We start from the raw sequence: 26,440 nt of genomic DNA on the forward strand, positions 1-26,440 counted from the left end.
TCGATACTTACAGTACGTTAAACTGCAATTTATGATTTTTGGCTAGGCGCGCTAATACTTCGAACGAGCCTTGAGATAGAGCTTTAGGATGAGCGATTATAACAAAGTGTCCATCCGAATGTCTGGATTCGTAACGCCTCAGCGCATTTTCCACCTGAGTGCAGCGGAAAGAATCCAGTGACACTACGCCATGATCACCCCGCAAGATGGATTGCAGTTGGCGTTTTCTACCTCCTCCAATAGCGCGGCCATCCCCCAACACGGCGTATTTGGAGTTTTTAAAAAGCCTGTTCAGCAACATCTTTGCGTAAAAAAACTGAGAGTAGGCTGTTGCAGCAATGGGAATTTCAATAAACGTACCCGCTGCATCTTTCATCATCGGGTCGATGGAAAATCTCCATATTTGATCAGTCGGCATACCTCTAAAATCAAATTGATGGCTATAAGTATTCATATAGCCATTGGCATAAAGCGAACTATCAGTGGTGATACCCAGTGCTTCAAAGGCAGAACGGAAATTTACAAAAGGTTGAATACACCAGCCGCCAGCACGAAAAGCAGTCAGAGGTTTGTTGATATGAGATTGAAGCTCTGCATGGTAGCGTCGTATCAGGCCGTCAGCATCAGCTTCAGAAAAATGATCTATACGATAGCGTGTGACATCAAACCGCCAGCTATTTCCCTCCAGCACTGCATCTTCCCAATGAGGATGGATGTGAAGTTGTACCACGTGACCCAGTCTGTCCAGTTCGGTGATCTGGGAGGTAATTGCCTGGTACTGAGCCTTGAGCGCGTCCGAGCGGTGCAGATTGGCACGCATGGCACACAACATGCCCGCATCTACAAAAAAGGTAAACCGGACACCATATTGTTCACCCAGGCTTATCAATCTTGTTGTCGGTGACAAAATACAGGCTTCGACAGAACCGGCATGCGGCCCAAAGAAAAGCTCGTAATCAAAGGTGACATACACTGAAGGTTTATTCACTTGTCTTGTTCCGGAGTTGATCTATCGAATCCTCAAACTGCCATCCTTTCAAGAGACAATAAGTTTTGGCCATCAGATTGAAAAGGTGATATTTGAAAGGCGAAAATACCACCCTGAATGAGTAGCCTTGTTGTAATTCAGCACCGAATCGAGATTTGAAGCGCTGAATTCCTTCATATTTGCTACCGGCTTTAACAAAAAGACGTGCGCCAACAAAATCATAGCGCTTGAGGCCTTTGCCTTTTAAATGTCGCATGACTTCGTATTGCAGCAAATTAAGTGAGCCGCCATGTGGTTTGGGTGTCGAACCACCGTACAAGTAATAGCCGGTATCCATGTCATGTAGAACCAGTGCAACGCCTTGAAGTTCTCCATTGTAATGAGCAGCCATCATCAGAACATTGCTTTCCATAGTCCTGCAAAGTGTTTGTACAAATTCCAATGAAGGGAAATAAGGGACATTCTGACGAGAAACGGTTTCCTTGATACAGGCTTGTACTAGTGCATAATCAGCAGTTTGCGAGACGGTAATACCGTCCTTAATAGCTTTGATAATGACATTGCGATGTTTGCTGTGAAATGACTTCAACAAATCCTCATCGCTGCAGTCAATATTTGTTACATAACTACCCCATTCACAGTGTACGGATTGGCTAGGGGCAATAGGGAATACTGCATTAGATTGCGGCTTGGATATGAAATCGCACAGATTATTGTTTTTACATAAATCAATAACGGCATCCAGAAACTGGTGAACGCTAGAACGCTCGGCAGTTGAGTTGTATTCAAGTGGTGCCATTGTAAATATCAATCTTTTAAAAAAAAGTATTTTATCAATATAAAAAGGCAGAACATAACCTGCGCCGACAAACCAGCCATAGTCTTCGCTGGAGGCTTTCAGATAGGATGATTGTGCAAATACATGATTTGAAAAATCAAGGGGTACTTGTGCAGGGTCGAAAATTATTTTAATAGTCACTTTTTATCTTTCTCAATGGCGCTCAGAAATGTATCAATTTCAAAGCCATGCTTAGCACTGCGTGCGACAAGCTTGGGATCCAGATCCCACCATTTTGATTCTAGCAGTTTATCTCTGGTTTTTTCATCGAAGCGATATTTGATAATCTTTGCTGGCACCCCCGCAGCTACTGCATAGGGAGGAATATCCTTGGTAACGACTGCGCCTGCAGCAATAACGGCACCGTCCCCTACCGTAACGCCTGCCACAACGATTGCATTCGCCGCGATAAACACATCATGGCCTATGACCGTATAACCCTTGTCCTGATATTCATCATAGAAGTCTTCATTTACCATGCCGCGATATTTTTGATAAAAAAGTGGGCTTGTTGAAAAAAAATCTAGAGGATGGGGGCCCATTCCAATCTTTACACCATGAGAAATGGAGCAATATTTCCCGATTGATCTGGTATTGGCATCAATTTGTGTACCCTCATTGATGAAGGTATGGTTACCAATCGCCACATTCCTGTATATTTTAACATGTTCTTTAATAATGACGCCCTGGCCCAGTGCGACGCCGGGTAAGATAAAGTTGGTGCTAATCGTGCATGTTGGATACTTGATCAATTTATAAATGCTGAAATAGATCTGATAGATTAATTTGAATAATTTATTCATCATTTTTATTGATCATTTTGAGTAAATCGATAGCATTTGTAAACTTGATAAAGCTATCTGGTTGGTTGTCACAATAGTAATACATCACATTGTTCGGTATTACATCATAAACATAAGTCTTGCCATGGTAATGAACTGAATCAAAATGGCAAGATGAGTATATGGAGACATGGGCAGAGCAACTCATTATCCATGATTCGGTAGAGTGGTCAAAATGCGATGTCAGTATAAGTTGTGGATATTTCTGTTCTAGGGCCAGAAATGATGCAATATATTCTTTGCTCTCATTCGGATGGGGGGCATAAATAATTTGAATTTTTGAATCCGAATCAAGAATGTCCTGTATTAATTTTAATACGTTATCACGTCTGAGAGATTGACCTGTTATGATTATAGATTTGTTGGTGATGTTGCTAATTTTTTTTGCGGTCTCATATTTGTATCTTGGTTGTATTTTTATCTGATTTTCTCGAAAATAATTAGCCTGTAAAAGCTGGTTTTTCCAGAAGTTATCATACACTTCTATAACATCGGGTGTTGGTATGTTTTTAATGGTGTGATGATAATTGTAACCACGGTGCGTCGGGCCAATAATACCATGTTGTACCTCGGTAATATGTGTTCCTTTTAATTTTAGTACGGCACATATTTCGGCATTGCTGTATGCGGAAACGATATGGCAATCTGAAAATGAGAATGGCCTCAGTAGAACGGAAAATATTCTATAGCCAGCAATGAATCTGGCATGTAGTTGAATAATATCATTGTATTTTATGTTAATATTGGCAGCATGAAATAGCCTGACTATTTCATTAGCACTGGATGCTAATTTTGGATTGTTCTGACTTTCATTTTTGTAAATTTTCTTTTTTAACAATAGGCGTAGTGGGGCTACAATGTAACTGTAAACAATTACTTTCTTCTTGATGATGAATGGTAGTAATTTTATTAGTTTCGCTGGTTTGTCCGCGCTGGTGAGATAAAGAAATTTCTGATTGCATAAATGCGATTTCAAAGATGATGACATGTATGTGTCAACAACTTTGTTCTGCAGCCTTATCAGTCCGGATCCTGCGCCAATGAAAATGGGAATGTTGCCTTTTTTTAATGATCTGATGTAATTTATCAGTGATGTTGCAATGATGATGAGTGAGAAAAATATTTCATAAATGCTGATGCTTTGTTTTTCTATGCCGAGATGTGTCAGTGATCTTTCATAAATAAAATTTTTTACTGTTACCCAGCTGTTTGTCGAGTCATGATTAAACCCTTCAATGATTGCAGGGTCTTTTTCAATTTCAAAAAGTAATTCCGTGCATTTGTCAGTGTGTTTGCTCATTGCTTGATAACCATTTGAAACGTTTTGTTAAATTTGAATACTCTGGCAAATACAATAATGAAGTAGAATGCCATGGTCAGCATGTATCCAATGGCGGCACCATTTAGCCCATAGTTGGCAGTCAAAATGCAACTAATCAGAATGCCAATAATCGATGTGATTATAGTTGTGCTGCCAATTGATTTTACTTTTTCTTCATAAAAATCAAAATTGACAAAAATAAAATAAAGAGATTGAAACATGAAGCCAATAACCATGAAAGGTAATATTGGTTTGGCGTGTTCATAGTTTTTGTTGGAAAGTATCAAAAACAGCAGATCCTTAAAGATAATGATGGCTGTGCTGGCAATGATAATCGTGCAGCATAGATACTTTATAGTCTTGATAATGGTTTTGCTGTTTTTTTGCACTCCGTCGCCAAGCCATTTGAACAGGGTGACTGACCAGGCCTGATTGATGGATGTCCCCAAAAGCAACATGACTGAACTTATTTGATAAGCCAAGGAATAGATACCGACAGCATGCTGGTCAAGATAGTAGGCAATAATATATCTATTGGCAACAGCCAAGCTAACACCACCAATTGCATGTGGGATTAGCGGTGTGCCATACTTGATAATGTCCTTCAAAATGCGCTTGTCAAAGCTCGCGCTTATATATCGTTGCTGGTAAATCAGATACAGTCCGGCTGATGTAAATATCAAATATGAGATATTGGTGCCGAAGATCCGGCCGATGTATCCCATTCCATGGTGTGTGACAAATAAAATGGATAGTCCAAGATCAGTAAATAGTATAAGAATGGAAAACGTTGCATAAAGACGAACTTTGTGCTGTGTTTGCCAAAGGTTCAAAATAAAGGTATTAAGTGCGCGCAGTAATATAAAAACTGGTATGGCGTACAGTATGGTGTTGCTATGTATTTGTGATATGTTTAAAAACGGTATTGCGATGATTTCGAAAATGGCCAATGCTACGCTAGCGAGCATTATGACTAATATCACATTATAATTTAGTCGTGATATGTAATCATGATTTTCTTTATAATAGCGGGTGCTAACAAGGCCGCTTGAATTTAGCATGGCAAGTGGTGTTAATACCAGGATGCAGGCTTCAATAAGCGATAATGTGCCATAGTCACTGGTGCTCAGGTAGCTGGTCAGGACAGGTAATAGTAAAAATGGTGAGATAGCTCTTATGATATTTATTGAAAAAAAAGCAGAAAGTATTTTAAATAATTTCATATTTTTGATACGGCTATTATGGCTAATATTGAGACGACCATGTTAAATATTGTTGGGATGCCAAATAAATTTCCTATCATTGAATTCAGGAGCCAAGGGAATAGTACATGAGCGATATAGACAGCCGTTGTGACCTGCCATAGCATCGAATTTCCAGTATGCCTTTTAAATTTAAGCAATACTATGCCTGTGATTGCAGCTGATATAATGGAATATATATATACATAGTCTCGGCCAAAGAAGTATACACCTTCCCCAAAATTTGTTACCGTTAAATTAAATGCTCCAGAAAGTGCTTCGTCGTATCGCGGGTCGGCAATATATGCAATATATCTTGTCAGGTTTATTTTTAAAAATTCAGGTGTATTTTTTGCTATTCCTGTTATTAGTGAGCTTAAGTTGTTCCCTAATGAATAAAGTAGCGTGTAAGAAGAATCTTCGCCGCCGTTTGGGAAGTGGTGCCAAACCGAAACAGACCCAGAAACGGCAATGGCTGTTGATCTTGTAAAAAGGTATTTAGCGATCCCGTCTAGAGGATACTTCATGAAGTACGCTGTTGATATGGCCATTCCAATGAAAATAACAATAGAAATTATAAGTATGGATTTTAATTCAAGTTTTTCTGAGTAAATAAATAAAGCTGGCAGTATGATAAATAAGGCTGTTGATTTGAATCCTGTAGTTATGCCGCATAGCATTGCTAATAAAATTACTAAGTACTGAAGTGAACGCGTTGATTTATTCTTATTTCCGTCGTGGTGTAAGTATGCACAGACGGTAACGGCTAGTAGTGAAGACGGTAGAAATGTTGTTACCAAGTTGTATACCATACCAATGGTATCAACATTAGCTCTGAAAGTTCCCCTGTCAATTTCTTGGTTGAGGATTTCGTAGCCTCCTGCTAATAAATTTATAATAAGCAGGAGTGAAATGGCTATAAAGCATTTAATTTGTAGGATGTTTAGCTCTTTGCCTGTTATTTTTATACCATTTTTTATTTTTGTATTCTTTACTGACATTATAAGAAATGTAATTAATAAATATATGATAATGTAGATTGTATACGGTAAAATAATCGCATCTGTGTTACCATACATTTGCGCCTCATTTCCAATATTGAAAGTATATAACCCTAAGTATGGAAGTGTGGTTAATATTATTAAGGATATATAAATTATCTTCATTTTTGAGTGCGATAGTTTTTGGAAAATATTAGTAAATTAATGAATAAAACATCCTGTATGGATATGCTCCAGAATATCCCGTATTGCCCCATTGAAAAAATAATTAATGGTAGTAGTAATCCAAAATTGTGTTTTGATACGTGTTTTAATATCCAGAATGATATTAGGCCTGTTATTAATATTCCGTTTGATGTGATAAGATGTAAAAATGAATTGTGAGCATGTTCCCACTGTTTGTAATCAGCATTCCAAATGTAAAACCGTGATGAATTGTTTCCTAGTATTGGGTTATTTGTTATGAAGTTAATGCACGATTTCCAAATTTCGTCTCTGTATGAGTAATCTATTGTTTTTTTTCCATGGTTTAAATGGAAGGCTATTTTTGATGCAATATTGAATGGGTTTGTTATTATGATGGTGCTAATTATGGCAATAATCGCTGCTGATAGTTTTCTATATAAATTCTTATTGTTGTGGTGGAAGTTGTACAAGAAGATATAATGAAATATTATTGCGATAAATGCGCTTCTGCTAAAATTTATAATAAGTGCTGATATTATTATTCCTTGTAGGAGATGCTTTTTCCATTGAGTTTCCATCAGGTAGTTTACTATACCTAAAGCAATGACTAACTTGATTGCGAAGCTATTGCTGCCATCACTTAATCCAAATGGCCTTCCCCAGTATATGTAACTGTAATCTATTCCTGATTTGTATTCGGGATGGTATGTGAAGACGGTATTTATTTTAAGAATAAATTCTATAAATAGAATGAGGCATTCAATTGCTGTAAGCCATGAAATAGCTATTAATTGTTTTTTTTCAAGCTTGCTCGCTATCAAAAATGTTACTATGAGTCCTATAAAATATGGTGAGCGGTTAATTGATTGTGGAGATCCAAAATATAATCCAATTGTGAAGTTAAGTGAGCATGCTACTGTTATGGCTGCAAGCCAAAAAAGCTCCTTCCTGTAAAAGTTACTTTCTTTTGGTGTTGATGTTGGTGAGAGTAGTGAAATGATTGCAACAAATATGAAACCCCACTGTGGGCATCCATATACTGTGGTTAGCCAAAGACTGAATGGTAATCCATAGTATTTAATTAAATTTTCTTGAGGTGATTTCTGCATGTTTCCAATCATCTTCGGTGTCGATATCAATGATTTCATCGATATTGTTTACAATATGCGCACGTGTTTTATTATTTAAGAAATTATTTTCTTTTCGAATGACTTCTGGCGGTGTTATATAGACAACGCCATTCAATGCGTAGGCGGGCTTCAGATCTTGTGATCTTTTATTGGATTCTTCCCAGCCCAGACAGGGTGAGATGCCGGCTTCGTCCTGAAAAAAACACCATGCTGGGTGTTGCTGCACCGGCGAAACGGTTACGACGGGCTTTGACATGTCGCTGGCAAATAGCCTGGTTGTTTCCTGCAAGGTATCAATGCTGCGGAATGGTGATGTAGGTTGCAAAAGTACCAGACCATCAACTTTGCCATGTTCGGTTTCGTACCAGTCCAATGCATGCAATGCCACATCAATTGAAGTCGCCGTATCACTGGAGAGCGAGGCCGGTCTGAGCCAGGGAACAAGACAACCCAATGATTTACCCGTTTCTGCTATCTGCTGATCATCAGTGGATAGAAGAACGTCACAAAACAGCTGGCTTTCCAGTGCCGGTTGAATGGTCCACTGTATCAGTGGTTTGCCCGCTAGCGGTTTGATGTTTTTCCCGGGGAGTCTTTTCGAGCCGCCTCTGGCAGGGACGAGAGCGAGTAATTTCATTTTCAGTTTCGGTAGAACAAAAATCTATTGGTGAGTTTGCCTGCTTGCGTAAATCTCTGTTTAAGCCGCGCATAGCGCTCTACATCAAAAGCTACAAAGCCGATTTTGAAGGTGAACTCTTGTTCGGAAAACCCTTTTTTGAAAAAGTAGAGCGGATTTTCTTTATCGTTATTGGTGCCACCTCCAAGATATAACCATTTCAGATTTTCCTGTTGCGCGATGTGTGCTGCTGAATCCAGCAGCAGATTGGTTGCGCCCATTGTTCGCCCCGCTGGTGATGTCGCCGAAAGGTGATACTCCATGATCTCGCCATCGCTGAGGAAAAGGCCAGCAGATAACCATTGCTCATCTTTTTCGCAAATGACTAACTCTGCTTTTCCCCAATTGGCGAAAGCCTCGAAATACGCGTCATTGAATAGATAGAACGTATCGGCACCAATCTGCTGCATGCCTTCCCGGTAGAAGGCTGGGAATATTCTCCTGATTTCGTCTGCAGTGCCCAGTCTACTGCTTACACCGTTCTTGATTGCCTTCCTGACAGCAGTACGACAGCGCGTACTGTAATTGGAAGGGATATCGATATCTTTACTGGTGTTGATGGCTATTGTTTGCCTGTCAGCAATTTGTGCGGACTGAAATAGCTGCGGCATGCGATCCATCGGATGCAGGCGGGTAAACTCAGCAAGCCAGCCGTTTGTGCTGGCCAAGGCCCGATAGGCTGACCAGGCGCGCTGGATAAAGCCTTCTTCACTGCAATTGCTATTCAGGCAGCCATAGCCATAGGGTGCCTGACAATCCACTATGTCAAATTCTGCTACGGATGACAGATGAAAACCATGCAGCCAGATATGTCCATCTTCCTGATAGCCGACAAAACACGGTTGCAGTTGCTGATCACGCTGAGCATCTGCAAATACGTAGTATGGAGAGGTTGTCGCAATGCGTTGTTGGATGGGCAATGACTCATACCATTGCATTGCCTCATCCAGATTGAGAATTCGGATCAATTATGTATGCTCTGCTGCGCAGTATCGAAATCTTCTGGTCGGCCAATATCCAGCCAGTACTCCCGGATCGGGAACATGGAAACCTGACGTTGGTCGGCAATGATTTCCTTGATCAGGTCCGGCATGTCAACGCGTCTGGCCGGGATAGTCCTGGCGATGGCTGCTTGTGTGACGACATAGATACCGGCGTTAACAAAGAAACGGTGTTGTGGTTTTTCTGTAATGCCCAATACCGTAGAGCCATTGCCTTCAACCACGCCAAACGGAACCTGCATGTCATATTCGCGTACGCACAGCGTCAATTCAGCTTGCTGTGATTCGTGAAAGTCCAGTAAGGCATTGAAATCAAGCTTGGTCAGAATGTCGCCATTCATCATGATAACCGGCAGTGAGCCGGTATCTGGTAGCAGACCCAGTGCCCCCCCGGTGCCAAGCGGCTGATCTTCTTCCACATACACAATGGTGACGTCCCATTTGCTGCCATCGCCAAAATGGTTTTTGATTGTTTCTGGCAAGTAGTGCACGGAAATGCAGAATCGATGGAAACCTGCGGCGATGAATCCTTCCAGAATCGTCTGCAGCATCGGCTTGCCACCTACTTGCAGCATCGGCTTTGGGCAGTGGTCCGTTAGTGGTTTGAGCCGTTTGCCAAAGCCGCCTGCCATCAGGAATACCCAGTTATCCCGTAGTCTTTGCGCAGTGGGTTCCTGATAGATTTCCAGTCCTTGCAGCGTCCCCTCGCTATCGATCAGTGGGATGTGCAGCAAGGAGTGCATTTCCATTTGGCGGCGAATCTGCTCACGACTGCTGCCGACGAAAGCCGTGCGAGGCGTGCTGTGCATGATGTCTGCTACGCTGGACTTGCTGATGTCGACATGGCGCAGCAGGGCACGACGAATGTCGCCATCGGTTAGGGTTCCCAGTAATTTTAACGTGTCATCAACAACCATGACCAGGCGCAGTCCACCCTCATCAAGCACTTGCAATGCCTTTTCTGCATTGACATGCGGTGGGAGCAGAATCTTTTTCCAGTCAGTGACCATGTTGTTACTCCTGTCTGGCATCCAGCTTTTCATCGATGCGGTAATCGCGGTTTGCCGGCTGGCCAATGAAGTCCCAGTAGCGATACGGTGATACACCATCGCCTGGACGTTTGCAGGCCAGATTGTTTTCGTTCCAGATTTCGCCTTTTTTCATGGCTTGTTTGGCAACTAGACTGCGGCGGGCAATGGTGCGATTGCCAATTTCGTCCTGGGCTGGTCGTTTGCAGCCTGAGCCGATGGCTACGGATACCTGGCGGATTCCCTCAACCATGGCTTTGAGTTCATGGGGTTCCAGCGAGGCCATGTGATCGGGGCCGGGCAGGTTGCGATCAAGCGTGAAATGCTTTTCGATCAGCACGGCACCCCGCGCAACGGCGGCCAGCGGGATGGCGTAGCCTGGTGTATGGTCGGACAGGCCTATCGGCAACTCAAAAGCTGCCTGCAGTGTGTCCATGACCTTGAGGTTGACCTGTGAAAATGCTGCCGGGTATTCGGTAGTGCACTGCAGTAGCGTGATCTTTTCTTTCAGGATGGCCTGGCCAGCATCGCTGGCAAAAGCGTCGCGGAAGGCATTTTCATCCGGCTTGTGCTGCAGCTTGAGGAATCCAAACGCCAACACACCCAGTGCCAGCTCAATTTCTCCCAGAGTACTCATGCCTGAGGACACGATAACCGGTAGGCCATAGCTGGCAATTTTCAGCAGGAATGGGGCGTTGGTCAGTTCGCCAGAGGGTACTTTCAACTGCGGTACTTTCAGTTGGTGTACCAGCAGGTCTGCGCTCTGTTCATCGAATGGTGTTGAGAGAAACAGGATGTCTTTATCTTTGCAATACTGCAATAGTTTTTCATGGTCTTGTGCCGACAGTTCGAGCTTGCGAACCATGTCCAGTTGGCTTTCACTGGTGCCCGTCGTTGTTTTTTGATATTCGGCCTTGGGCGCGTCAAGGCTGATGACGGCTTCCGATTTGAAGGTCTGGAACTTGACAGCATCGGCGCCGGCTTCTTTTGCTGCGTCGATCAGTCGCAGTGCCATGTCCAGAGACCCATTATGGTTTACACCGGCTTCCGCAATAATAAATACGTTATTCACTTGTAATCCTTTGGAAAAACTTGTTGATCAGATGTGCAATGTGCTGCATGTCTGATACGTCATATCGTTGGTCAATGGGTATGGAAAGCAGTGTGCTGGACAGATTTTGTGCTTTCTCTGGTACCTGATGATGCAAAGGCCAGTGAACCGGACAAAATACCCTGTTTTCACGCAGGTAATTACGCAGTGCCGACCTGACTGTAACTGAAACCGTGATAGGAAAAGCCAGTGGTACTTCTCCTTCACCTAGATCGCTGTACACCGGCGTTACTGTCGCAATGCTGTCCAGCGCAGTCGCCAGCAACTGCCAGTTCTGCCTGCGTCTGCTGGAGGCTGTCGCTGGGTCGGCATTGGCCATGAGCCTGCATGATAACCATGATGGGTGACGTGGTGGTGCATCCTCAAGGCAGGATTCCGAGTTTTCAACCCATCGCAGGTATTGCGCTTGGTCGTGAGCTTGCGCACGTACCATTTTGGCCATGGCGCGTTGTGAGACAAAAGTCTCGTTGCTGCATTCCAGTTTTGTAGCCGGCAATGGCTTGTTGCTTGCCATCGTGGCGCCATCCGGCGTGGGCCACCATTTGCGCAAGCTGGTGATGGTGTAGTCTCCCATTTGCCCTATGCCATGGGTATAAGGTGCTTGCACGCAATCTTCCAGTACGTAGAAAGCTCTGGTCTGCCTGGCCGCCAGCCAGTCCAGGGCGGCCTGATTGCGCAAGCCAAAGTAGTGCACGATCAACAGTAGATCGTCAGCACGGGGCGCAGGAGGTTTTTCCCATGCGTGCTGGCCGGGATAGTCGTCATAGAACTTTACTTCGCAGTCGGATTGGCAGATCGCATTCAGCACGCTATGGCAAAGATAGTAAGGAATCCAGACGGTCTTGCTGTTGCTGCCCGTTCTGCTTTTCCAGTCTTGTAGTGCCAGTTTCAACGCTGAGCGACCAGTATCGCAACGTATGTGATGGGGCTTGCCGAAATCAGGCCAGACCAATGGATCATCACCTTCGGCCAGCATGGCGAAGGTGATTTCCATCTCACCGCCAATTGTGCGTTCAGATGTCATGAAACTTCTTCTTGATCCTGGCTGGTAGCGGCAGGCTGGTCAGTAAGTGTTTCATTCTTTCCGATGCGCCACATTCTCCATATAAGGATACGGTTGCTGGCAGTGCCGCCCGCGTTGTTTCCGACAGGGCCAGGTTAATCGTTGCTACGATGGCAGATTCGTCGTCCGGGCAATCCATGATGGAGCTTGCCTTCAGACGGCCATCCTGGCGTGGGCCAATATTGACGGTGGCTACCTTGGCTGCCGGCGCTTCCACAATACCGCTGGATGAGTTACCGATCACGACATTGGCCAGACGCATGGTGCTGAGGTAGCGCAATTGTCCCATTGAGACAAAGCAGCGGGCTCGATGCTGGTTTTTTTGTACCCAGCGTTCAGCCATGTCTGCCAGTTCTCTTCCGCCGGCATCGGCATTGGGCTTGGTCATGATGACGGTAGCTTGCGGGAAGCGATCCAGCGCATTGAGAACCTTGCCAAAAGACAGGGCCGGGGACTCGTCACCCAGCGTGGCCGGATGGTAGGTCACCATGAACAAGGGATCTTGCAGGCTCAGCCCAATCTCGGCTTCGAGTTGTTCCCTGGTGAGCAACGACAGGCGGGATATCGAATCAAGACCCGGATCACCGGTATTGAATACCCTGTCAGGGGTTTCGCCTAGCTGGATGATGCGCTGGCAGTATTGTTCGGTAGCGGCAAAGTGCCACCAGGCACATTTGGTAATGGCGTGACGAATCCAGTCATCCACCGCACCTTCGGTGACTTCCCCGCCTGATATGTGTGCAACAGGTATGCCCATCAAAGCGGAGGCTTGTGCTGCTGCAAGAATCTCGTAGCGATCCCCCAGTAACACCACAACATCCGGCTGCAGGCGACGAAAGGCATCGGCACAGCCGATCATGCCCAAGCCCATGGACTTCACCATGCCGATATTGGAGTCACTAGCCAATTGGGATTCGATGGTTTCATCCACGTGAAAGCCATCAGCATGGATTTCCTTGATAGTGAATCCATACTCATGCGCCAGGTGCATGCCGGTGACCAGAAACTGCAAGTGGACGTCGGGGTCTGCCCGCAAGTCAGTTGCCAGCCACCGTAACAATCCGTATTCGGCCCGGCTGCCAGTAACAATGCAGATCTTTCTATTGCTCATGAAAGGATTCCGGGACGCTGCTGGGAAGGTTGACAATGCGATCAGCCAGCCATTGCGCATTTTCAAGCTGGCCATGCAGGCAATGCTGGTACAGGGGCAGATTACTCATCAGCTCCCATACCGGGCGCGTCATCACCCCTTGTTCATTGCTGGTTTTCAGCAAGGCATCGCGCTCCTGACGGTTTTCGCAAATCACGGCATTAAGCCAGTAATTGGCACGGCAATGCTCGCCTTCTTTCACAAAGCGCAGGTTGCTGCCCGATAGGACGGCATCATACCGATCTGCCAATTGACGTTTTGCCGCAATAAACGTCTCAATCTGTTCCAGTTGGGCACAACCCAGAGCAGCATTGATATTGGGCAAGCGGTAATTGTAGCCAACCTCATCGTGCACATATTCATACGGATGGGGGACTTTGGCCGTTGTGGTCAGGTGCTTTGCTTTCTGACCCAGTGCCTGATTGGTCAGAATCATGCCGCCGCCGCCGGTAGTCATGATCTTGTTGCCATTGAAGCTTATGGCACCGACCAGCCCGTATGTGCCGGTATGTTTTCCTTTGTAGAAGCTGCCAAGTGACTCGGCGGCATCTTCAACGAGTGCAATATGCCAGCGCTGGCATACGTCAAGCAGTCCATCAATGTCAGCAGGATGGCCAAAGGTGTGCATCGGGACGCAGGCACTGATGATTTTGTTTTCCGCTTTGGAACGGCAGACTCCGTCGTCGTCGATCCTGGCGTGTTCGGTCAGCCACGCTTCCAGCGCCACCGGACACAGCCCCAGGTTGACCAGGCTGACATCGATGAAAACCGGTGTGGCGTGGCAATAGCTGATGGCATTGCAGGTGGCAATGAAGCTGAGCGGCTGTGTCAGTACCAGATGGCCTTCTGCCACGCCTGCCAGCTTCAGCGCGATATGCAGTGCCGCCGTTCCATTTACGGTAGCAACAGCTCTCGGACTGCCCGTATAGCTGGCCATGTCATTTTCAAAACGGTCAACAAAGGGGCCGACACTGGAGACAAACGTAGAGTCAATGGTTTCTGCTACATAGCGTTTCTCATTGCCTTTGAAAACCGGCGCATGCAGTGGAATGAACTCGTTTGTCTGGAATTGTTCGCGGATAAAGCCAATCAGGTTTTCAAAGCTCATGGCATCACACGTTGTAAATGTCAGATTTGTACTTGGAGAGATTTTGTGGATTGGTAAACCACTCAATCGTTTTCGTCAGGCCAGAGCGGATATCGTGTTCGGGCTTGAATCCAGTCAGTTGCTGGATTTTGGTATTGTCACACCACAGGCGGAACACTTCGGACTTTTCCGGGCGCAGGCGTAGTTCGTCAGTCAGGAATTCCACATCATTGTTCATGATTTCCTTGATGAGATTCAAGGTGTCGCCAACCGATATTTCAAAGTTGGAGCCAATATTGATGGTTTCACCAATAGCCTTGTCACAGCGTGCCAGAGCAAGAAAGCCTGCGCAGGTGTCGGCAACATAATTGAAATCACGAGTCGGCGTAACATCGCCAAGTTTGATTTGCTTTTTGCCATTGGCAATCTGGCCAATGATGGTCGGAATCACGGCGCGGGCTGATTGGCGAGGGCCGTATGTGTTGAACGGGCGGGCGATGGTCAGCGGCAAGTCAAATGCATTGAAAAAGCTCATGGCCATGGCATCTGCGCCAATTTTGGAAGCGCTATATGGTGACTGGGGTTGCAACGGATGTTTTTCATCAATCGGCACATAGAGAGCTGTGCCATACACTTCGCTTGTCGAAGTGTGAATGATGCGGCCAACGCCATTTTCGAGTGCAGCCTGGCAAATATTCAGAGTTCCTTTTACGTTGGTATCAACGTAGCTGTCAGGGGCCAGATAGGAATACGGAATGGCAATCAGAGCGGCTAGGTGGAAAACGATATCTACATTTTTAGTGATGTGCTTGCAGTAATGTGGATCTCGAATATCTCCATTCAGAACTTCTATTTCAGATAGGCAGTCAATATCTTCCAGCCAACCCCAGTAATTGAAAGAGTTGTACTGTGAAAGGGCTTTTACCTTGTAGCCTTCGCGAACAAGAAGCTCAGTTAGGTGGGAGCCAATAAAACCATCTGCGCCGGTGACGAGAACTGTTTGCATTTTATTCATTAAAAAATATATTAAAAATATGAAAGGGTTACGTGCAAGCTTCAATCAAGCTGAGGCCGTAAATGCTACGGGTATTGCCTACTTGAACGGGGGGGCTTTGCTATCTTTCTCCGACAGGATAGGATGGCCTGCCAATGGCCAGTCAATGACCAGTGTCGGGTCATTCCACATCAGGCTCCCTTCGCTTGGCGGGTGGTAGTAATTGTTGGTTTTGTACTGGACTTCAGCAAAACTACTGACAACTAGGAATCCATGAGCAAAACCTTCGGGTATCCATAGTTGTTTCTTGTTTTCTGCAGACAGGTATACGCCTAACCATTTTCCACGTGTCGGTGATGCCGGGCGGATGTCTACGGCAACATCAAAAATCTCGCCAACTGAACATCTCACTAGTTTGGCCTGTGCATAGGGGGCATGCTGAAAGTGCAGTCCCCGCAAAACGTCTTTGCCGGAGCGGCTGTGATTGTCCTGTACGAAGTCGATTTCTTGCCCTGTCAATGCGTTGAATACGTCTTGATTGTAGCTTTCGTAGAAAAAGCCGCGTTCGTCGCCGAATATGGTCGGTTCGATTATTTTTATGTCAGGAATTTCGGTGTCAACAATTTTCATTTCGCTGGCCCGGTAATAGTTGTGAGTCTTTTTATTTGATAAGACTGAGAATATATTGACCGTAACCATTCTTTTTCAATGGCTGCGCCAAGGTATTCAGTTGTTCGGCGTTGATCCATTTTTGGGTATAGGCAATCTCTTCCAGGCAGGCTACTTTCAGGCCCTGGCGGTTTTCTACGGTAGCAATAAACTGGCTGGCTTCTAGCATGGATTCATGGGTGCCAGTGTCCAGCCAAGCGTAGCCACGCCCCATCGTCTGTACATCAAGTTGGCCTTGCTGTAAGTAGCGATTGTTGACATCGGTGATTTCCAGCTCGCCGCGCGGCGAGGGACGGATGGACTTGGCAATGTCGACAACCTGATTGTCGTAGAAGTACAGGCCGGTGACGGCATAGTTGGATTTCGGTACGACCGGTTTTTCTTCAATGGACAAAGCTTTGCCCTGGGGGTCGAATTCCACCACGCCGTAGCGCTCCGGGTCTTGCACATGGTAGGCAAACACGCTGGCACCTTGCTCTTTGGCGTTGGCTGCTTTCAGCAGTTTGGGGAAGTCATGGCCGTGGAAGATATTGTCGCCCAGTACTAAAGCTGATGGCGCACCAGCCAAGAATGCTTCGCCAATAATGAAGGCCTGTGCGAGGCCATCCGGACTGGGTTGTACTGCGTACTGCAGGCTGATGCCCCACTGGCTACCATCGCCCAGCAACTGCTCGAAGCGCGGGGTGTCTTGTGGTGTGGATATGATCAGGATGTCGCGAATACCGGCTAGCATCAGTGTGCTGAGAGGGTAGTAGATCATTGGCTTGTCGTAGATGGGGAGCAGTTGCTTGCTGACTGCCAGCGTGGCGGGGTACAGCCGTGTGCCACTCCCCCCGGCCAGAATGATGCCTTTACGTTTCATCTGCATGTGTCCTGCATCAAGAATTGAAGATTTGCTGGAACACGTGTTCCACGCCGCTCTGCCATGTTGGCATTGCTAAGCCAAAATTTTGTTCGATTTTACTGCAATTCAGCCTGGAGTTGCTGGGGCGCTTTGCGGGCGTGGGGTAGGCTGAAGACGAAATGTCATGCAGGTTTTCTGGCTGAAGTTGTAGTGTCAGGCCATAACGCTCTGCCAGTGTCAGCAGGTATTGGGCATAGCCATGCCAACTGGTGTTGCCATTGCTGCTGAGGTGGTAGGTGCCGAGTAAGGTGCTGTCTTGTTGGCCTTGCCACTGTTTGATGATGTGGGCGCTGACGTCGGCGATCAGGGCAGCAGGGGTGGGGGCACCAATCTGATCGGCCACCACATTCAGGCTGTCCCGCTCGTGAGCCAGGCGCATGATGGTCTTAAGGAAGTTATTGCCATGCGCACCGACCACCCAGCTGGTGCGCAGGATGATGTGGTTTGCTGCACTGGCGCGGATGGCCTGTTCGCCCTGCCATTTGCTCAAGCCATAGACCGACTGTGGGTTGGTCGCATCGTCTTCCTTATAGCTATCGACCTTGTTGCCATCAAATACATAGTCGGTGGAATAGTGCAGCAGCAGGGCATGGTGTTGCGCTGCCCACTCTGCCATGGCCGCCGGGGCCGCGGTATTGATGCGGTGCGCCAGATCAGTCTCGCTTTCGGCTTTGTCCACAGCGGTATAGGCAGCCGGGTTGACGATGATGTTCGGCTGGTAGTGATCCAGCACGCTGGCAATCTGTGCGGTATTAGCCAGATCCAGCTGCTGGCGGTTCAGGCAGATGCACTCGCCCAGCATGGCCAGAGAGCGTTGTAGCTCGAAGCCGACTTGGCCGTTGCTGCCGGTAATCAGGATGCGGCTCATGCCTTGTTCCCGTAATGTTGTTCCAGCCATTGGCGATAGTTGCCGCTGGTGACATTGCCGACCCAGTCTTGGTTGTCCAGATACCACTGTACGGTTTTGCGGATGCCGCTTTCAAACGTTTCCGCCGGTTTCCAGCCCAGCTCCTGTTCCAGCTTACGCGCGTCGATAGCGTAGCGACGATCATGGCCGGGACGATCCTGGACGTAGGTGATTTGCGCGGCGTAGCCACGGCCATCTGTTTTGGGCCGCAGTTCATCCAGAATGCTGCAGATGCTGTTGACTACATCCAGATTGGCTTTTTCATTCCAGCCGCCAACATTATAGGTTTCACCCAGGCGGCCATGGGCTAGTACGGTGCGGATGGCGCCGCAGTGGTCTTTGACATACAGCCAGTCGCGGATCTGCTGGCCGTCACCATAAATCGGCAGCGGTTTGCCGGCTAGGGCATTCAGGATGACTAGCGGAATCAGTTTTTCCGGGAAGTGATAAGGGCCGTAGTTGTTGCTGCAGTTGGTGGTGAGTACTGGCAGGCCGTAAGTGTGGTGCCAGGCGCGTACCAGGTGGTCCGATGCAGCCTTGCTGGCGGAGTAGGGGCTGTTGGGTTCGTAGCGGTTGGTTTCGCTGAACGGGGCATCGCTATCTGACAGCGTACCGTACACCTCGTCAGTGGATACGTGCAGGAAGCGGAAAGCTGCCTTGGCTTCGCCTTCCAGTGCGCCCCAGTAAGCCCGTACTGCCTCCAGCAGGTTGAAGGTGCCCACGACATTGGTCTGGATGAAGTCACCTGGGCCGTGGATGGAACGATCGACATGGCTTTCCGCCGCGAAGTTGATAACGGCGCGGACCTTATGCTCTTGCAGCAGACGGCTGACTAGTTCCCTATCGCCGATATCGCCATGGAGGAACAGGTGACGTGGGTCGTTTTCCAGGCTGGATAGGTTTTGTAGGTTGCCGGCGTAAGTCAGCTTGTCAAGGTTGATGACTGGTTCTGTGTGGTGGCCGAGCCAGTCGAGAACAAAGTTGGCTCCGATGAAGCCGGCACCGCCAGTAACCAAAATCATTGGACGATTCCAAATAGGTGAGTAATTTCTGCTCTGATTGCTGGCATGTTAAAGTGTATGCCTACCAACCAACCGATTTAATTAGCTGGGTTGGGGAGTGTCGAATATTATAAGGCAAAATCAGGCAGCCTTTCTGTTCTCATTTCAGAGTTGGGATGTGAGCGGACAATTTTAAATTTCAATGCCCACGCAGGCCATTACTCAATATGTTGCAGATTCTCTTGCTTGCATTGGTAGTCTCATTTGTGATGGGACTGCTTCTGATTCGTTATAACCACTTGCACGCGCATTTTTCGACGGATCACGATGTCAGTGGCGTGCAGAAATTTCATGCTACCCCTGTGCCGCGCATCGGTGGCTTGCCCATCATGCTTGGATTGGTGGCCGGGTGCGCGTTGTCAGGTTTTTTGAATACAACGGCTTGGGTCTTGTTGCTGTTGCTGTCTGCTTTTCCTGCTTTTACAGCAGGATTTATCGAAGATCTGACTAAGAAAATAGGACCATTGCCACGCCTTTTGGCAACTTTCATCGCGGCTGCGTTGGGTTATTTTCTGCTAGGTGCCGGCTTGCTAAGGTTGGATATTCCGCTGGTGGATAGCTTGCTGACCCATTACTGGTGGTTGTCATTGCTGCTCACCATGGTGGCGGTGGGTGGAGTGGCTCATGCTGTTAACATCATCGACGGCTATAACGGGCTATCGGGTGTGGTGGCAGTGTTCATTTTTCTCGCCATCGCCTATGTCTGCTTCAAGGTGCAAGACATTGTGTTGATGAGCGTGTGTTTTGCCATGGTAGGAGCCATTCTGGGCTTTTTATTCTGGAATTTTCCACGTGGGTTGATTTTTGCCGGGGATGGCGGTGCTTATCTGATTGGCTTCATGATCGCTGAACTTTCTGTACTGCTGGTGGCGCGTAATCCAGCCGTGTCACCGTGGTTTCCCTTGTTATGTGTAATCTATCCTGTTTTTGAAACCATTTTTTCCATTTATCGGCGTAAGTTTTTGCAGGGGCGGGCGGTGGGCTATCCAGATGCCTTGCATCTGCATCAAATGATATATAAGCGCATGGTGCTGTGGATGGTCGGCTCGAAAGAGGCCCGTCATCTGACCCAGCGCAACAGCATGACCTCACCATATTTGTGGGTGCTGGCTTCTTTTTCGGTGGTGCCGGCCATGCTGTTCTGGAATCGCACCTGGATACTGATGCTGCTGACCTTGCTGTTTGTGCTGGTCTATCTTCGTCTGTACCGCATGATCGTTCGCTTCAAGACCCCGCGCTGGATGGTGTTGCGGCGCGACGACTCCTCTCGCTGAACTTTCAGCTGATGTTAGCAGGGGGCTGGCAAGTTTTTGCCGGCCCCCCTCTTGAAACATCCCGACCCCGTCCCTATTATTAGCACTCGTCAGGGGTGAGTGCTAAAGCCTGCCCCGCGCTGCCATCCTGGCAGTACACATTGCATTCAACAGCCACTTTGTATTTAGGAGAGATCAATGGCAATTCGTCCGCTGCACGATCGTGTTGTTATCAAGCGCCTTGAGGCTGAAGAAAAGACTGCTTCCGGCATCGTTTTGCCGGGTGCCGCCGCTGAAAAGCCCGACATGGGTGAGGTGCTGGCTGTCGGTAACGGCAAGGTTCTGGACAATGGCGAGCGCCGTCCGCTGGAGCTGAAAGTTGGCGATAAAGTGATTTTCGGCAAGTACTCCGGTCAGTCCGTCAAGGTTGACGGTGATGAAGTCCTCGTGATGCGCGAGGAAGATGTAATGGGCATCGTCGAGTAATTCCGACCCATACCGACTTCAAACGACCCTATAGAATTCTGGAGATTTGAGAATGGCTGCAAAAGACGTAAAGTTTGGTGATTCCGCTCGTGCCAAGATGGTAATTGGCGTCAATATTCTGGCTGACGCTGTCAAGGTGACCCTGGGCCCGAAAGGCCGCAACGTGGTGCTGGACCGCTCCTTTGGCGCGCCGACCATCACCAAGGACGGCGTTTCCGTTGCCAAGGAAATCGAACTGAAAGACAAGTTCGAAAACATGGGCGCACAGATGGTGAAGGAAGTGGCTTCCAAGACTTCCGACGTGGCCGGCGACGGTACCACCACTGCGACCGTACTGGCTCAGGCTATTGTTCAGGAAGGCATGAAGTACGTTGCTGCCGGCATGAATCCGATGGATCTGAAGCGTGGTATCGACAAGGCGGTGATCTCCCTGGTTGGTGAAATCGCCAAGATCGCCAAGCCGTGTGCCACCACCAAGGAAATCGCTCAGGTTGGCTCCATCTCCGCCAACTCCGATTCCGATATCGGTGAAATCATCGCTACCGCCATGGAAAAAGTGGGCAAGGAAGGCGTGATCACCGTTGAGGACGGCAAGAGCCTGAATAACGAGCTCGATGTGGTGGAAGGCATGCAGTTCGACCGCGGCTACCTGTCCCCGTACTTCATCAACAACCAGGAAAAGCAGATTGCCGCTCTGGACAATCCGTTTGTTCTGCTGTTCGACAAGAAGGTTTCCAATATCCGCGACCTGCTGCCGGTACTGGAACAAGTAGCCAAGTCCGGCCGTCCGCTGCTGATCATCGCTGAAGATGTTGAAGGCGAAGCGCTGGCTACCCTGGTGGTCAACACCATTCGTGGCATCCTGAAGGTGGTTGCAGTCAAGGCTCCGGGCTTTGGCGACCGTCGCAAGGCCATGCTGCAGGATATCGCCATCCTGACCGGCGGTACCGTGATTGCCGAAGAACTGGGTCTGACTCTGGAAAAGGCCACTCTGGACATGCTGGGCCAAGCCAAGCGTATCGAAGTGGGCAAGGAAAACACCATCATCATCGACGGCGCTGGTCAGGCTGAGGCCATCCAGGCTCGCGTTGGTGAGATCCGTCGCCAGATCGAAGAAGCTTCTTCTGATTACGACCGCGAAAAACTGCAAGAGCGCGTGGCCAAACTGGCCGGCGGTGTTGCCGTGATCAAGGTTGGTGCCGCTACCGAAGTGGAAATGAAAGAGAAGAAGGCTCGCGTTGAAGACGCACTGCACGCTACCCGCGCCGCTGTAGAAGAAGGCGTTGTGGCTGGTGGTGGCGTAGCTCTGCTGCGTGCCCGTTCCACTCTGGACAGCCTGAAGACCGACAACGTCGATCAGGATGCTGGTGTGAAGATCGTACTGAAGGCCATCGAAGCCCCGCTGCGTCAGATCGTCAAGAACGCTGGCGACGAGCCGTCTGTTGTGGTGAACAAGGTGCTGGAAGGCAAGGGTAACTTCGGTTACAACGCAGCCACCGGCGAATACGGCGACATGCTGGAAATGGGCGTGCTGGATCCGGCCAAGGTAACCCGCTCTGCTCTGCAACACGCTGCTTCTGTTGCCGGCCTGATGCTGACTACCGATTGCATGATCGCAGAACTGCCGGAAGACAAGCCGGCTGCTGGCGGCATGCCGGATATGGGTGGCATGGGTGGCATGGGCGGCATGATGTAAGCTGCTTCAGCCCTCGCTGAATCTAAAAACCCCGCACGTGTGCGGGGTTTTTTGTTTTTCTGTGCGACGGTGGGGGCGACCGACTTCTCTGGCACAATAGGCAGCAGCCTATTTCGCAAGGATGCATGATGCAATTACAGCAGCTGCTTGCCAGCATGGATGAATGGCTGGAGCCATGGCGCTACCAGGACTACGCGCCCAATGGTTTGCAAATCGAGGGCAGGGCAGAGGTGCGGCACATCATCACGGGTGTGACCGCCTCACAAGCACTGATTGATGTGGCGATTGCCCGCCGGGCGGATGCCATTCTGGTGCATCATGGTTATTTCTGGAAGGGTGAAGACGCCCGGCTGATTGGCATGAAGCGTGCGCGAGTGGCCAAACTGTTGCAGCATGACATCAGCCTGATTGCTTATCACTTGCCGCTGGACGGGCATCTGGAATTGGGCAATAACGCCACCCTGGCCAGACGGCTGGGTTGGCAGGCCGAGGGACAGACCGGTGAGCAGGGCTTGTTATGGCATGGCCGGTGGCCGGCTGCCGCGACTGCAGCGCAACTGGCTGAGGAAATTTCCGTCAGCCTGGGCCGGCAAGCGATGCTGCTGGGGCCGGCCGAGCGGCCAGTACGCCGGCTGGCCTGGTGTACCGGTGGGGCGCAGTCTTTCTTTCAAGAGGCCATCCGGCTCGGGGTTGATGCCTTTGTCACGGGCGAGGTCTCGGAGCAATGTTTCCATTTGGCCGAGGAGTATGGTGTGGCTTTCATTGCGGCCGGACATCATGTAACAGAGCGCTACGGCGTACAGGCACTGGGCGAGAAGGTTTCTCATTTACCCGGCATAACTGTTGAATTTGTCGATCTTTTCAATCCGGTTTAGACAAATCTACCCAACCGGGCTCAATTTATTTGCATAGGCGCTTCATGTCCCTACTGGTAATCAGGTAAAATCGTCTGGTTTGAAGTTTGAGCTCGGTTTCCACGTTTGAGGATGACTGTAATGAGTGAACAACAAGTCGATACGGGGCGCCGTCGGTTTCTGACGGTAGCAACCAGCGCTGTTGGGGGTGTGGCCGTTGCCGGGGTGGCAACGCCGTTTCTGATGAGTTTCTTCCCGTCTGAACGGGCAAAGGCGGCTGGTGCACCGGTTGAGGTGGATATCAGCAAGCTGGAGCCGGGCCAGAAGATCAACGTCGAGTGGCGCGGCAAACCGGTATGGCTGTTGTCCCGTACCAAGCAGCAGATTGCTGACCTGCCCAAGAACGACCCCAAGCTGGCGGACCCCAAGTCCGAAGTAGAGCAACAACCCAAGTACTGCCAGAACGAAGGCCGCTCCATCAAGCCTGAGCTGCTGGTGGCCGTGGGTATCTGTACCCATCTGGGCTGTTCGCCGACCTTCCGTCCTGATCTGGCACCTGCCGATCTTGGCCCGGAATGGCTGGGTGGCTTCTACTGCCCGTGTCATGGTTCCAAGTTCGACCTGGCTGCCCGCGTATTCAAGGGTGTTCCGGCTCCAAAGAACCTGGAAATCCCGCCGCATAAGTATCTGTCCGATACCCGCCTGCTGATTGGCGACGACAAATAAGCTTAGGGGGAAAAATGAGCAAAGGACAAAAGCTGCTGAACTGGATTGACGACCGCTTCCCGCTGTCGTCGATGCTGAAAGAGCACGTTACTGAGTACTACGCACCGAAGAACTTCAATTTCTGGTATTTCTTCGGCTCGCTGGCCATGCTGGTGCTGGTTATCCAGATCGTGACCGGTATCTTCCTCACCATGAACTACAAGCCGGATGGCACCCTCAACGGTGCTGGCATTCCGGTGGCGTTCGCTTCGGTGGAATACATCATGCGTGATGTGGCAGGTGGCTGGATCATCCGCTACATGCACTCCACCGGTGCCTCCATGTTCTTCGTGGTGGTTTACCTGCACATGTTCCGTGGCCTGATCTACGGCTCCTACAAGCAGCCGCGCGAACTGGTGTGGGTGTTTGGTTGCCTGATCTTCCTGTGCCTGATGGCTGAGGCCTTCATGGGTTATCTGCTGCCTTGGGGCCAGATGTCCTTCTGGGGTGCGCAGGTGATTGTGAACCTGTTCGGCTCCATTCCGGTCATCGGCCCGGATCTGTCGGTGTGGATTCGTGGTGACTTCGTGGTATCTGATGCCACGCTGAACCGCTTCTTCGCCCTGCACGTGATCGCTGTGCCGCTGGTCCTGCTGGCACTGGTCGTGGCTCACCTGATTGCCCTGCACGAAGTGGGTTCCAACAACCCTGACGGCGTTGAAATCAAGAAACTGAAGGACGAAAAGGGCATCCCGCTGGATGGCATTCCTTTCCATCCCTACTACACCGTGAAAGATGTATTCGGTGTGGCTGTGTTCCTGATTGTGTTCTCCGCCATCGTGTTCTTCCTGCCGGAAATGGGTGGCTACTTCCTTGAGCATCCGAACTTCGATCAGGCTGACCCGCTGAAGACCCCGCCGCATATCGCCCCGGTATGGTACTTCACCCCGTTCTACGCCATTCTGCGTGCCATTCCGTCCTTCCTGGGTACCCAGGTTTGGGGTGTGATCGGCATGGGCGCTGCGGTGGTGGTGATTGCCTTCCTGCCGTGGCTGGATCGTTCGCCGATCAAGTCCATCCGTTATCGCGGTCCGAAGTTCAAGTTCATGCTGGTCTTGTTCATCATCGCCTTTATCGGTCTGGGCATGCTGGGCGCCATGCCGCCGACGGCTGGTCGTACCCTGATTTCGCAAATTCTGTCCTTCGTCTACTTTGCCTTCTTCCTGGGTATGCCGTTCTATACCAAGAACGATGTCGGCTCGGTACCGGTACCGACCCGCGTGACGGAGACCAATGGCAAGCGCCAGTTGCAGTTCCTGGTGCTGGTGGCTGTGACGATCATCGCGGCCTATCTGTTCGGCACCAACGTGTAAGCAAGGGGAAAGGACATATGAAAAGCAAAATCCGCCACCTGATCGCTGCCATGGCGCTGGTGTTGCCGGTAAGCGGCACCGTTCTGGCCAATGAAGGCCCGACGCTGGAAAAGGCCCCGATCGACATTCAGGACACCGAAAGTCTGCAGCGCGGTGCACAGTTGTTCAGCAACTACTGCCTGTCCTGCCACTCGGCCAGTGCCATGCGTTACAACCGTCTGGAAGATATCGGCCTGTCCGAAGAGCAGATCAAGGCCAACTTGCTGCCGGATGGTGCCAAGATCGGCGACCAGATGAATGTCAACATGGACAAGAAAGATGCCAAGGTATGGCTGGGTGCTGCTCCGCCGGACCTGTCGCTGATTGCGCGTTCGCGTGGTGCCGACTACCTGTACGCCTATCTGCGCGGCTTCTATCGCGATCCGACTCGTCCTACTGGTTGGAACAACCTGATGTTTGACAAGGTGGGCATGCCGCACGTGCTATGGGAAATGCAGGGCGAGCAGGTGCTGAAGACCGAGAAGAACGCCGCTGGCCATGAAGAGCGCAAGCTCGAACTGGTCAAGGCAGGTAGCCTGACCAAGCTGGAAAACGGCAAGGCCAATACCGTGGAGTTTGACAAGCGTATGGCTGACCTGACCAACTACCTGGTCTTCATCGGCGAGCCGACACAAGTCAAGCGTCACCAGATTGGTTATGTCGTGCTGATGTTCCTCGGCCTGCTGCTATTGCCGCTGACCTACTTCCTGAAGAAGGAATACTGGAAAGACGTGCATTAAGCACTGCTGTAGCATGATGAAAAAGGCGGAATTTTCCGCCTTTTTTCTTTTGTAATCATGGCTTTGCGATGTAGTTGTGGAAATTGCCTGCCTGAA

The 26,440-nt window shown here is 49.1% G+C and carries 26 protein-coding genes; 7 read left to right on the plus strand and 19 right to left on the minus strand.

The window, feature by feature from the left end:
- Positions 1-7 precede the first annotated feature (7 nt).
- The 19 genes from DBR44_RS03870 to rfbB form a co-directional block, all read right to left on the minus strand.
- On the minus strand, positions 8-988 hold the full coding sequence (locus DBR44_RS03870) for a hypothetical protein (protein ID WP_124642256.1): 981 nt from the start codon (positions 986-988) through the stop codon (positions 8-10).
- Positions 981-1,967 (minus strand): GNAT family N-acetyltransferase, encoded by a 987-nt coding sequence (locus tag DBR44_RS03875; RefSeq protein WP_124642258.1) that lies wholly within the window; start codon positions 1,965-1,967, stop codon positions 981-983. The genes DBR44_RS03870 and DBR44_RS03875 overlap by 8 nt, the downstream gene beginning before the upstream one ends.
- Positions 1,964-2,632, minus strand: a complete 669-nt coding sequence (locus DBR44_RS03880; protein WP_124642260.1) for a CatB-related O-acetyltransferase — start codon at positions 2,630-2,632, stop codon at positions 1,964-1,966. The genes DBR44_RS03875 and DBR44_RS03880 overlap by 4 nt, the downstream gene beginning before the upstream one ends.
- Positions 2,622-3,968: a hypothetical protein gene (locus DBR44_RS03885; protein ID WP_124642262.1), complete on the minus strand. Its 1,347-nt coding sequence runs from the start codon at positions 3,966-3,968 to the stop codon at positions 2,622-2,624. The genes DBR44_RS03880 and DBR44_RS03885 overlap by 11 nt, the downstream gene beginning before the upstream one ends.
- Positions 3,965-5,212, minus strand: coding sequence for a lipopolysaccharide biosynthesis protein (locus DBR44_RS03890; protein WP_124642264.1), 1,248 nt, complete (start codon positions 5,210-5,212; stop codon positions 3,965-3,967). The genes DBR44_RS03885 and DBR44_RS03890 overlap by 4 nt, the downstream gene beginning before the upstream one ends.
- Positions 5,209-6,396, minus strand: coding sequence for a hypothetical protein (locus DBR44_RS03895; RefSeq protein ID WP_124642266.1), 1,188 nt, complete (start codon positions 6,394-6,396; stop codon positions 5,209-5,211). Before DBR44_RS03895 ends, DBR44_RS03890 begins: the two co-directional genes overlap by 4 nt.
- Entirely contained in the window at positions 6,393-7,565 is a 1,173-nt protein-coding gene (locus DBR44_RS03900) for an O-antigen ligase (RefSeq protein ID WP_124642268.1), read from the minus strand. Before DBR44_RS03900 ends, DBR44_RS03895 begins: the two co-directional genes overlap by 4 nt.
- Positions 7,495-8,184, minus strand: coding sequence for a cytidylyltransferase domain-containing protein (locus DBR44_RS03905; RefSeq protein WP_124642270.1), 690 nt, complete (start codon positions 8,182-8,184; stop codon positions 7,495-7,497). The genes DBR44_RS03900 and DBR44_RS03905 overlap by 71 nt, the downstream gene beginning before the upstream one ends.
- 2 nt (positions 8,185-8,186) lie before the next feature.
- Positions 8,187-9,161, minus strand: coding sequence for a GNAT family N-acetyltransferase (locus DBR44_RS03910; RefSeq protein ID WP_233578350.1), 975 nt, complete (start codon positions 9,159-9,161; stop codon positions 8,187-8,189).
- A 26-nt stretch (positions 9,162-9,187) separates the two neighbouring features.
- Entirely contained in the window at positions 9,188-10,234 is a 1,047-nt protein-coding gene (locus tag DBR44_RS03915; RefSeq protein WP_124642274.1) for a nucleotidyltransferase family protein, read from the minus strand.
- Positions 10,235-10,238: 4 nt separating this feature from the next.
- Positions 10,239-11,324 (minus strand): N-acetylneuraminate synthase, encoded by a 1,086-nt coding sequence (gene neuB / locus DBR44_RS03920; RefSeq protein ID WP_124642276.1) that lies wholly within the window; start codon positions 11,322-11,324, stop codon positions 10,239-10,241.
- The gene (locus DBR44_RS03925; RefSeq protein ID WP_124642278.1) at positions 11,317-12,387 is read right to left on the minus strand and encodes a DegT/DnrJ/EryC1/StrS aminotransferase family protein; all 1,071 of its coding nucleotides are present in this window, start codon (positions 12,385-12,387) and stop codon (positions 11,317-11,319) included. The genes neuB and DBR44_RS03925 overlap by 8 nt, the downstream gene beginning before the upstream one ends.
- Positions 12,377-13,612, minus strand: a complete 1,236-nt coding sequence (neuC, locus tag DBR44_RS03930) for a UDP-N-acetylglucosamine 2-epimerase (protein ID WP_233578351.1) — start codon at positions 13,610-13,612, stop codon at positions 12,377-12,379. The genes DBR44_RS03925 and neuC overlap by 11 nt, the downstream gene beginning before the upstream one ends.
- A complete protein-coding gene (locus tag DBR44_RS03935) occupies positions 13,527-14,684 on the minus strand; it encodes a LegC family aminotransferase (RefSeq protein ID WP_124642280.1) in 1,158 nt (385 codons plus the stop codon). Before DBR44_RS03935 ends, neuC begins: the two co-directional genes overlap by 86 nt.
- Before the next feature lie 4 nt (positions 14,685-14,688).
- Positions 14,689-15,669, minus strand: a complete 981-nt coding sequence (locus DBR44_RS03940) for an NAD-dependent 4,6-dehydratase LegB (RefSeq protein ID WP_124642282.1) — start codon at positions 15,667-15,669, stop codon at positions 14,689-14,691.
- 87 nt (positions 15,670-15,756) lie between these two features.
- Positions 15,757-16,287, minus strand: a complete 531-nt coding sequence (gene rfbC / locus DBR44_RS03945) for a dTDP-4-dehydrorhamnose 3,5-epimerase (protein ID WP_124642284.1) — start codon at positions 16,285-16,287, stop codon at positions 15,757-15,759.
- A 31-nt stretch (positions 16,288-16,318) separates the two neighbouring features.
- Positions 16,319-17,188 carry a glucose-1-phosphate thymidylyltransferase RfbA gene (gene rfbA, locus DBR44_RS03950; RefSeq protein ID WP_124642286.1) on the minus strand — a complete coding sequence of 290 codons (870 nt, stop codon included), beginning with the start codon at positions 17,186-17,188 and terminating at the stop codon, positions 16,319-16,321.
- A 16-nt stretch (positions 17,189-17,204) separates the two neighbouring features.
- Positions 17,205-18,098: a dTDP-4-dehydrorhamnose reductase gene (gene rfbD, locus DBR44_RS03955; RefSeq protein WP_124642288.1), complete on the minus strand. Its 894-nt coding sequence runs from the start codon at positions 18,096-18,098 to the stop codon at positions 17,205-17,207.
- Positions 18,095-19,159 carry a dTDP-glucose 4,6-dehydratase gene (gene rfbB, locus DBR44_RS03960; protein ID WP_124642289.1) on the minus strand — a complete coding sequence of 355 codons (1,065 nt, stop codon included), beginning with the start codon at positions 19,157-19,159 and terminating at the stop codon, positions 18,095-18,097. The genes rfbD and rfbB overlap by 4 nt, the downstream gene beginning before the upstream one ends.
- Positions 19,160-19,365: 206 nt before the next feature.
- Here rfbB and DBR44_RS03965 point away from each other — a divergent pair, with 206 nt between their 5' ends.
- From DBR44_RS03965 to DBR44_RS03995, 7 genes are all read left to right on the plus strand, one after another.
- Positions 19,366-20,472, plus strand: coding sequence for a glycosyltransferase (locus tag DBR44_RS03965; protein WP_124642291.1), 1,107 nt, complete (start codon positions 19,366-19,368; stop codon positions 20,470-20,472).
- A 177-nt stretch (positions 20,473-20,649) separates the two neighbouring features.
- A complete protein-coding gene (groES, locus tag DBR44_RS03970) occupies positions 20,650-20,937 on the plus strand; it encodes a co-chaperone GroES (protein ID WP_124642293.1) in 288 nt (95 codons plus the stop codon).
- A 52-nt stretch (positions 20,938-20,989) separates the two neighbouring features.
- Entirely contained in the window at positions 20,990-22,633 is a 1,644-nt protein-coding gene (gene groL, locus DBR44_RS03975; protein ID WP_124642295.1) for a chaperonin GroEL, read from the plus strand.
- Positions 22,634-22,758: 125 nt separating this feature from the next.
- On the plus strand, positions 22,759-23,508 hold the full coding sequence (locus DBR44_RS03980; protein WP_199730964.1) for a Nif3-like dinuclear metal center hexameric protein: 750 nt from the start codon (positions 22,759-22,761) through the stop codon (positions 23,506-23,508).
- A gap of 120 nt (positions 23,509-23,628) precedes the next feature.
- Positions 23,629-24,213, plus strand: a complete 585-nt coding sequence (gene petA / locus DBR44_RS03985; RefSeq protein WP_124642297.1) for a ubiquinol-cytochrome c reductase iron-sulfur subunit — start codon at positions 23,629-23,631, stop codon at positions 24,211-24,213.
- Positions 24,214-24,227: 14 nt separating this feature from the next.
- Positions 24,228-25,565, plus strand: coding sequence for a cytochrome bc complex cytochrome b subunit (locus DBR44_RS03990; protein ID WP_124642299.1), 1,338 nt, complete (start codon positions 24,228-24,230; stop codon positions 25,563-25,565).
- A gap of 17 nt (positions 25,566-25,582) precedes the next feature.
- Entirely contained in the window at positions 25,583-26,344 is a 762-nt protein-coding gene (locus tag DBR44_RS03995; protein WP_124642301.1) for a cytochrome c1, read from the plus strand.
- The last annotated feature ends 96 nt before the right edge of the window (positions 26,345-26,440 follow it).

Source organism: Aquitalea sp. FJL05, from assembly GCF_003852595.1.
Classification (GTDB): Bacteria; Pseudomonadota; Gammaproteobacteria; order Burkholderiales; family Chromobacteriaceae; genus Aquitalea; species Aquitalea aquatilis.

Excerpts from the sequence above, each read along its gene's own strand:
- DBR44_RS03925 (WP_124642278.1), bottom strand. The coding sequence starts at position 12,387 with ATGACATCTGAACGCACAATTGGCGGTGAGATGGAAATCACCTTCGCC.
- DBR44_RS03900 (WP_124642268.1), bottom strand. The coding sequence starts at position 7,565 with ATGAAATCATTGATATCGACACCGAAGATGATTGGAAACATGCAGAAA.
- DBR44_RS03890 (WP_124642264.1), bottom strand. The coding sequence starts at position 5,212 with ATGAAATTATTTAAAATACTTTCTGCTTTTTTTTCAATAAATATCATA.
- rfbD (WP_124642288.1), bottom strand. The coding sequence starts at position 18,098 with ATGAGCCGCATCCTGATTACCGGCAGCAACGGCCAAGTCGGCTTCGAG.
- DBR44_RS03905 (WP_124642270.1), bottom strand. The coding sequence starts at position 8,184 with ATGAAATTACTCGCTCTCGTCCCTGCCAGAGGCGGCTCGAAAAGACTC.
- DBR44_RS03895 (WP_124642266.1), bottom strand. The coding sequence starts at position 6,396 with ATGAAGATAATTTATATATCCTTAATAATATTAACCACACTTCCATAC.
- DBR44_RS03990 (WP_124642299.1), top strand. The coding sequence starts at position 24,228 with ATGAGCAAAGGACAAAAGCTGCTGAACTGGATTGACGACCGCTTCCCG.
- DBR44_RS03885 (WP_124642262.1), bottom strand. The coding sequence starts at position 3,968 with ATGAGCAAACACACTGACAAATGCACGGAATTACTTTTTGAAATTGAA.
- DBR44_RS03915 (WP_124642274.1), bottom strand. The coding sequence starts at position 10,234 with ATGGTCACTGACTGGAAAAAGATTCTGCTCCCACCGCATGTCAATGCA.
- DBR44_RS03910 (WP_233578350.1), bottom strand. The coding sequence starts at position 9,161 with ATGCAATGGTATGAGTCATTGCCCATCCAACAACGCATTGCGACAACC.
- groES (WP_124642293.1), top strand. The coding sequence starts at position 20,650 with ATGGCAATTCGTCCGCTGCACGATCGTGTTGTTATCAAGCGCCTTGAG.
- groL (WP_124642295.1), top strand. The coding sequence starts at position 20,990 with ATGGCTGCAAAAGACGTAAAGTTTGGTGATTCCGCTCGTGCCAAGATG.
- DBR44_RS03995 (WP_124642301.1), top strand. The coding sequence starts at position 25,583 with ATGAAAAGCAAAATCCGCCACCTGATCGCTGCCATGGCGCTGGTGTTG.
- neuC (WP_233578351.1), bottom strand. The coding sequence starts at position 13,612 with ATGGCCAGCTTGAAAATGCGCAATGGCTGGCTGATCGCATTGTCAACC.
- rfbA (WP_124642286.1), bottom strand. The coding sequence starts at position 17,188 with ATGAAACGTAAAGGCATCATTCTGGCCGGGGGGAGTGGCACACGGCTG.
- DBR44_RS03980 (WP_199730964.1), top strand. The coding sequence starts at position 22,759 with ATGATGCAATTACAGCAGCTGCTTGCCAGCATGGATGAATGGCTGGAG.
- rfbB (WP_124642289.1), bottom strand. The coding sequence starts at position 19,159 with ATGATTTTGGTTACTGGCGGTGCCGGCTTCATCGGAGCCAACTTTGTT.
- DBR44_RS03935 (WP_124642280.1), bottom strand. The coding sequence starts at position 14,684 with ATGAGCTTTGAAAACCTGATTGGCTTTATCCGCGAACAATTCCAGACA.
- DBR44_RS03965 (WP_124642291.1), top strand. The coding sequence starts at position 19,366 with ATGTTGCAGATTCTCTTGCTTGCATTGGTAGTCTCATTTGTGATGGGA.
- petA (WP_124642297.1), top strand. The coding sequence starts at position 23,629 with ATGAGTGAACAACAAGTCGATACGGGGCGCCGTCGGTTTCTGACGGTA.
- rfbC (WP_124642284.1), bottom strand. The coding sequence starts at position 16,287 with ATGAAAATTGTTGACACCGAAATTCCTGACATAAAAATAATCGAACCG.
- DBR44_RS03940 (WP_124642282.1), bottom strand. The coding sequence starts at position 15,669 with ATGCAAACAGTTCTCGTCACCGGCGCAGATGGTTTTATTGGCTCCCAC.
- DBR44_RS03880 (WP_124642260.1), bottom strand. The coding sequence starts at position 2,632 with ATGATGAATAAATTATTCAAATTAATCTATCAGATCTATTTCAGCATT.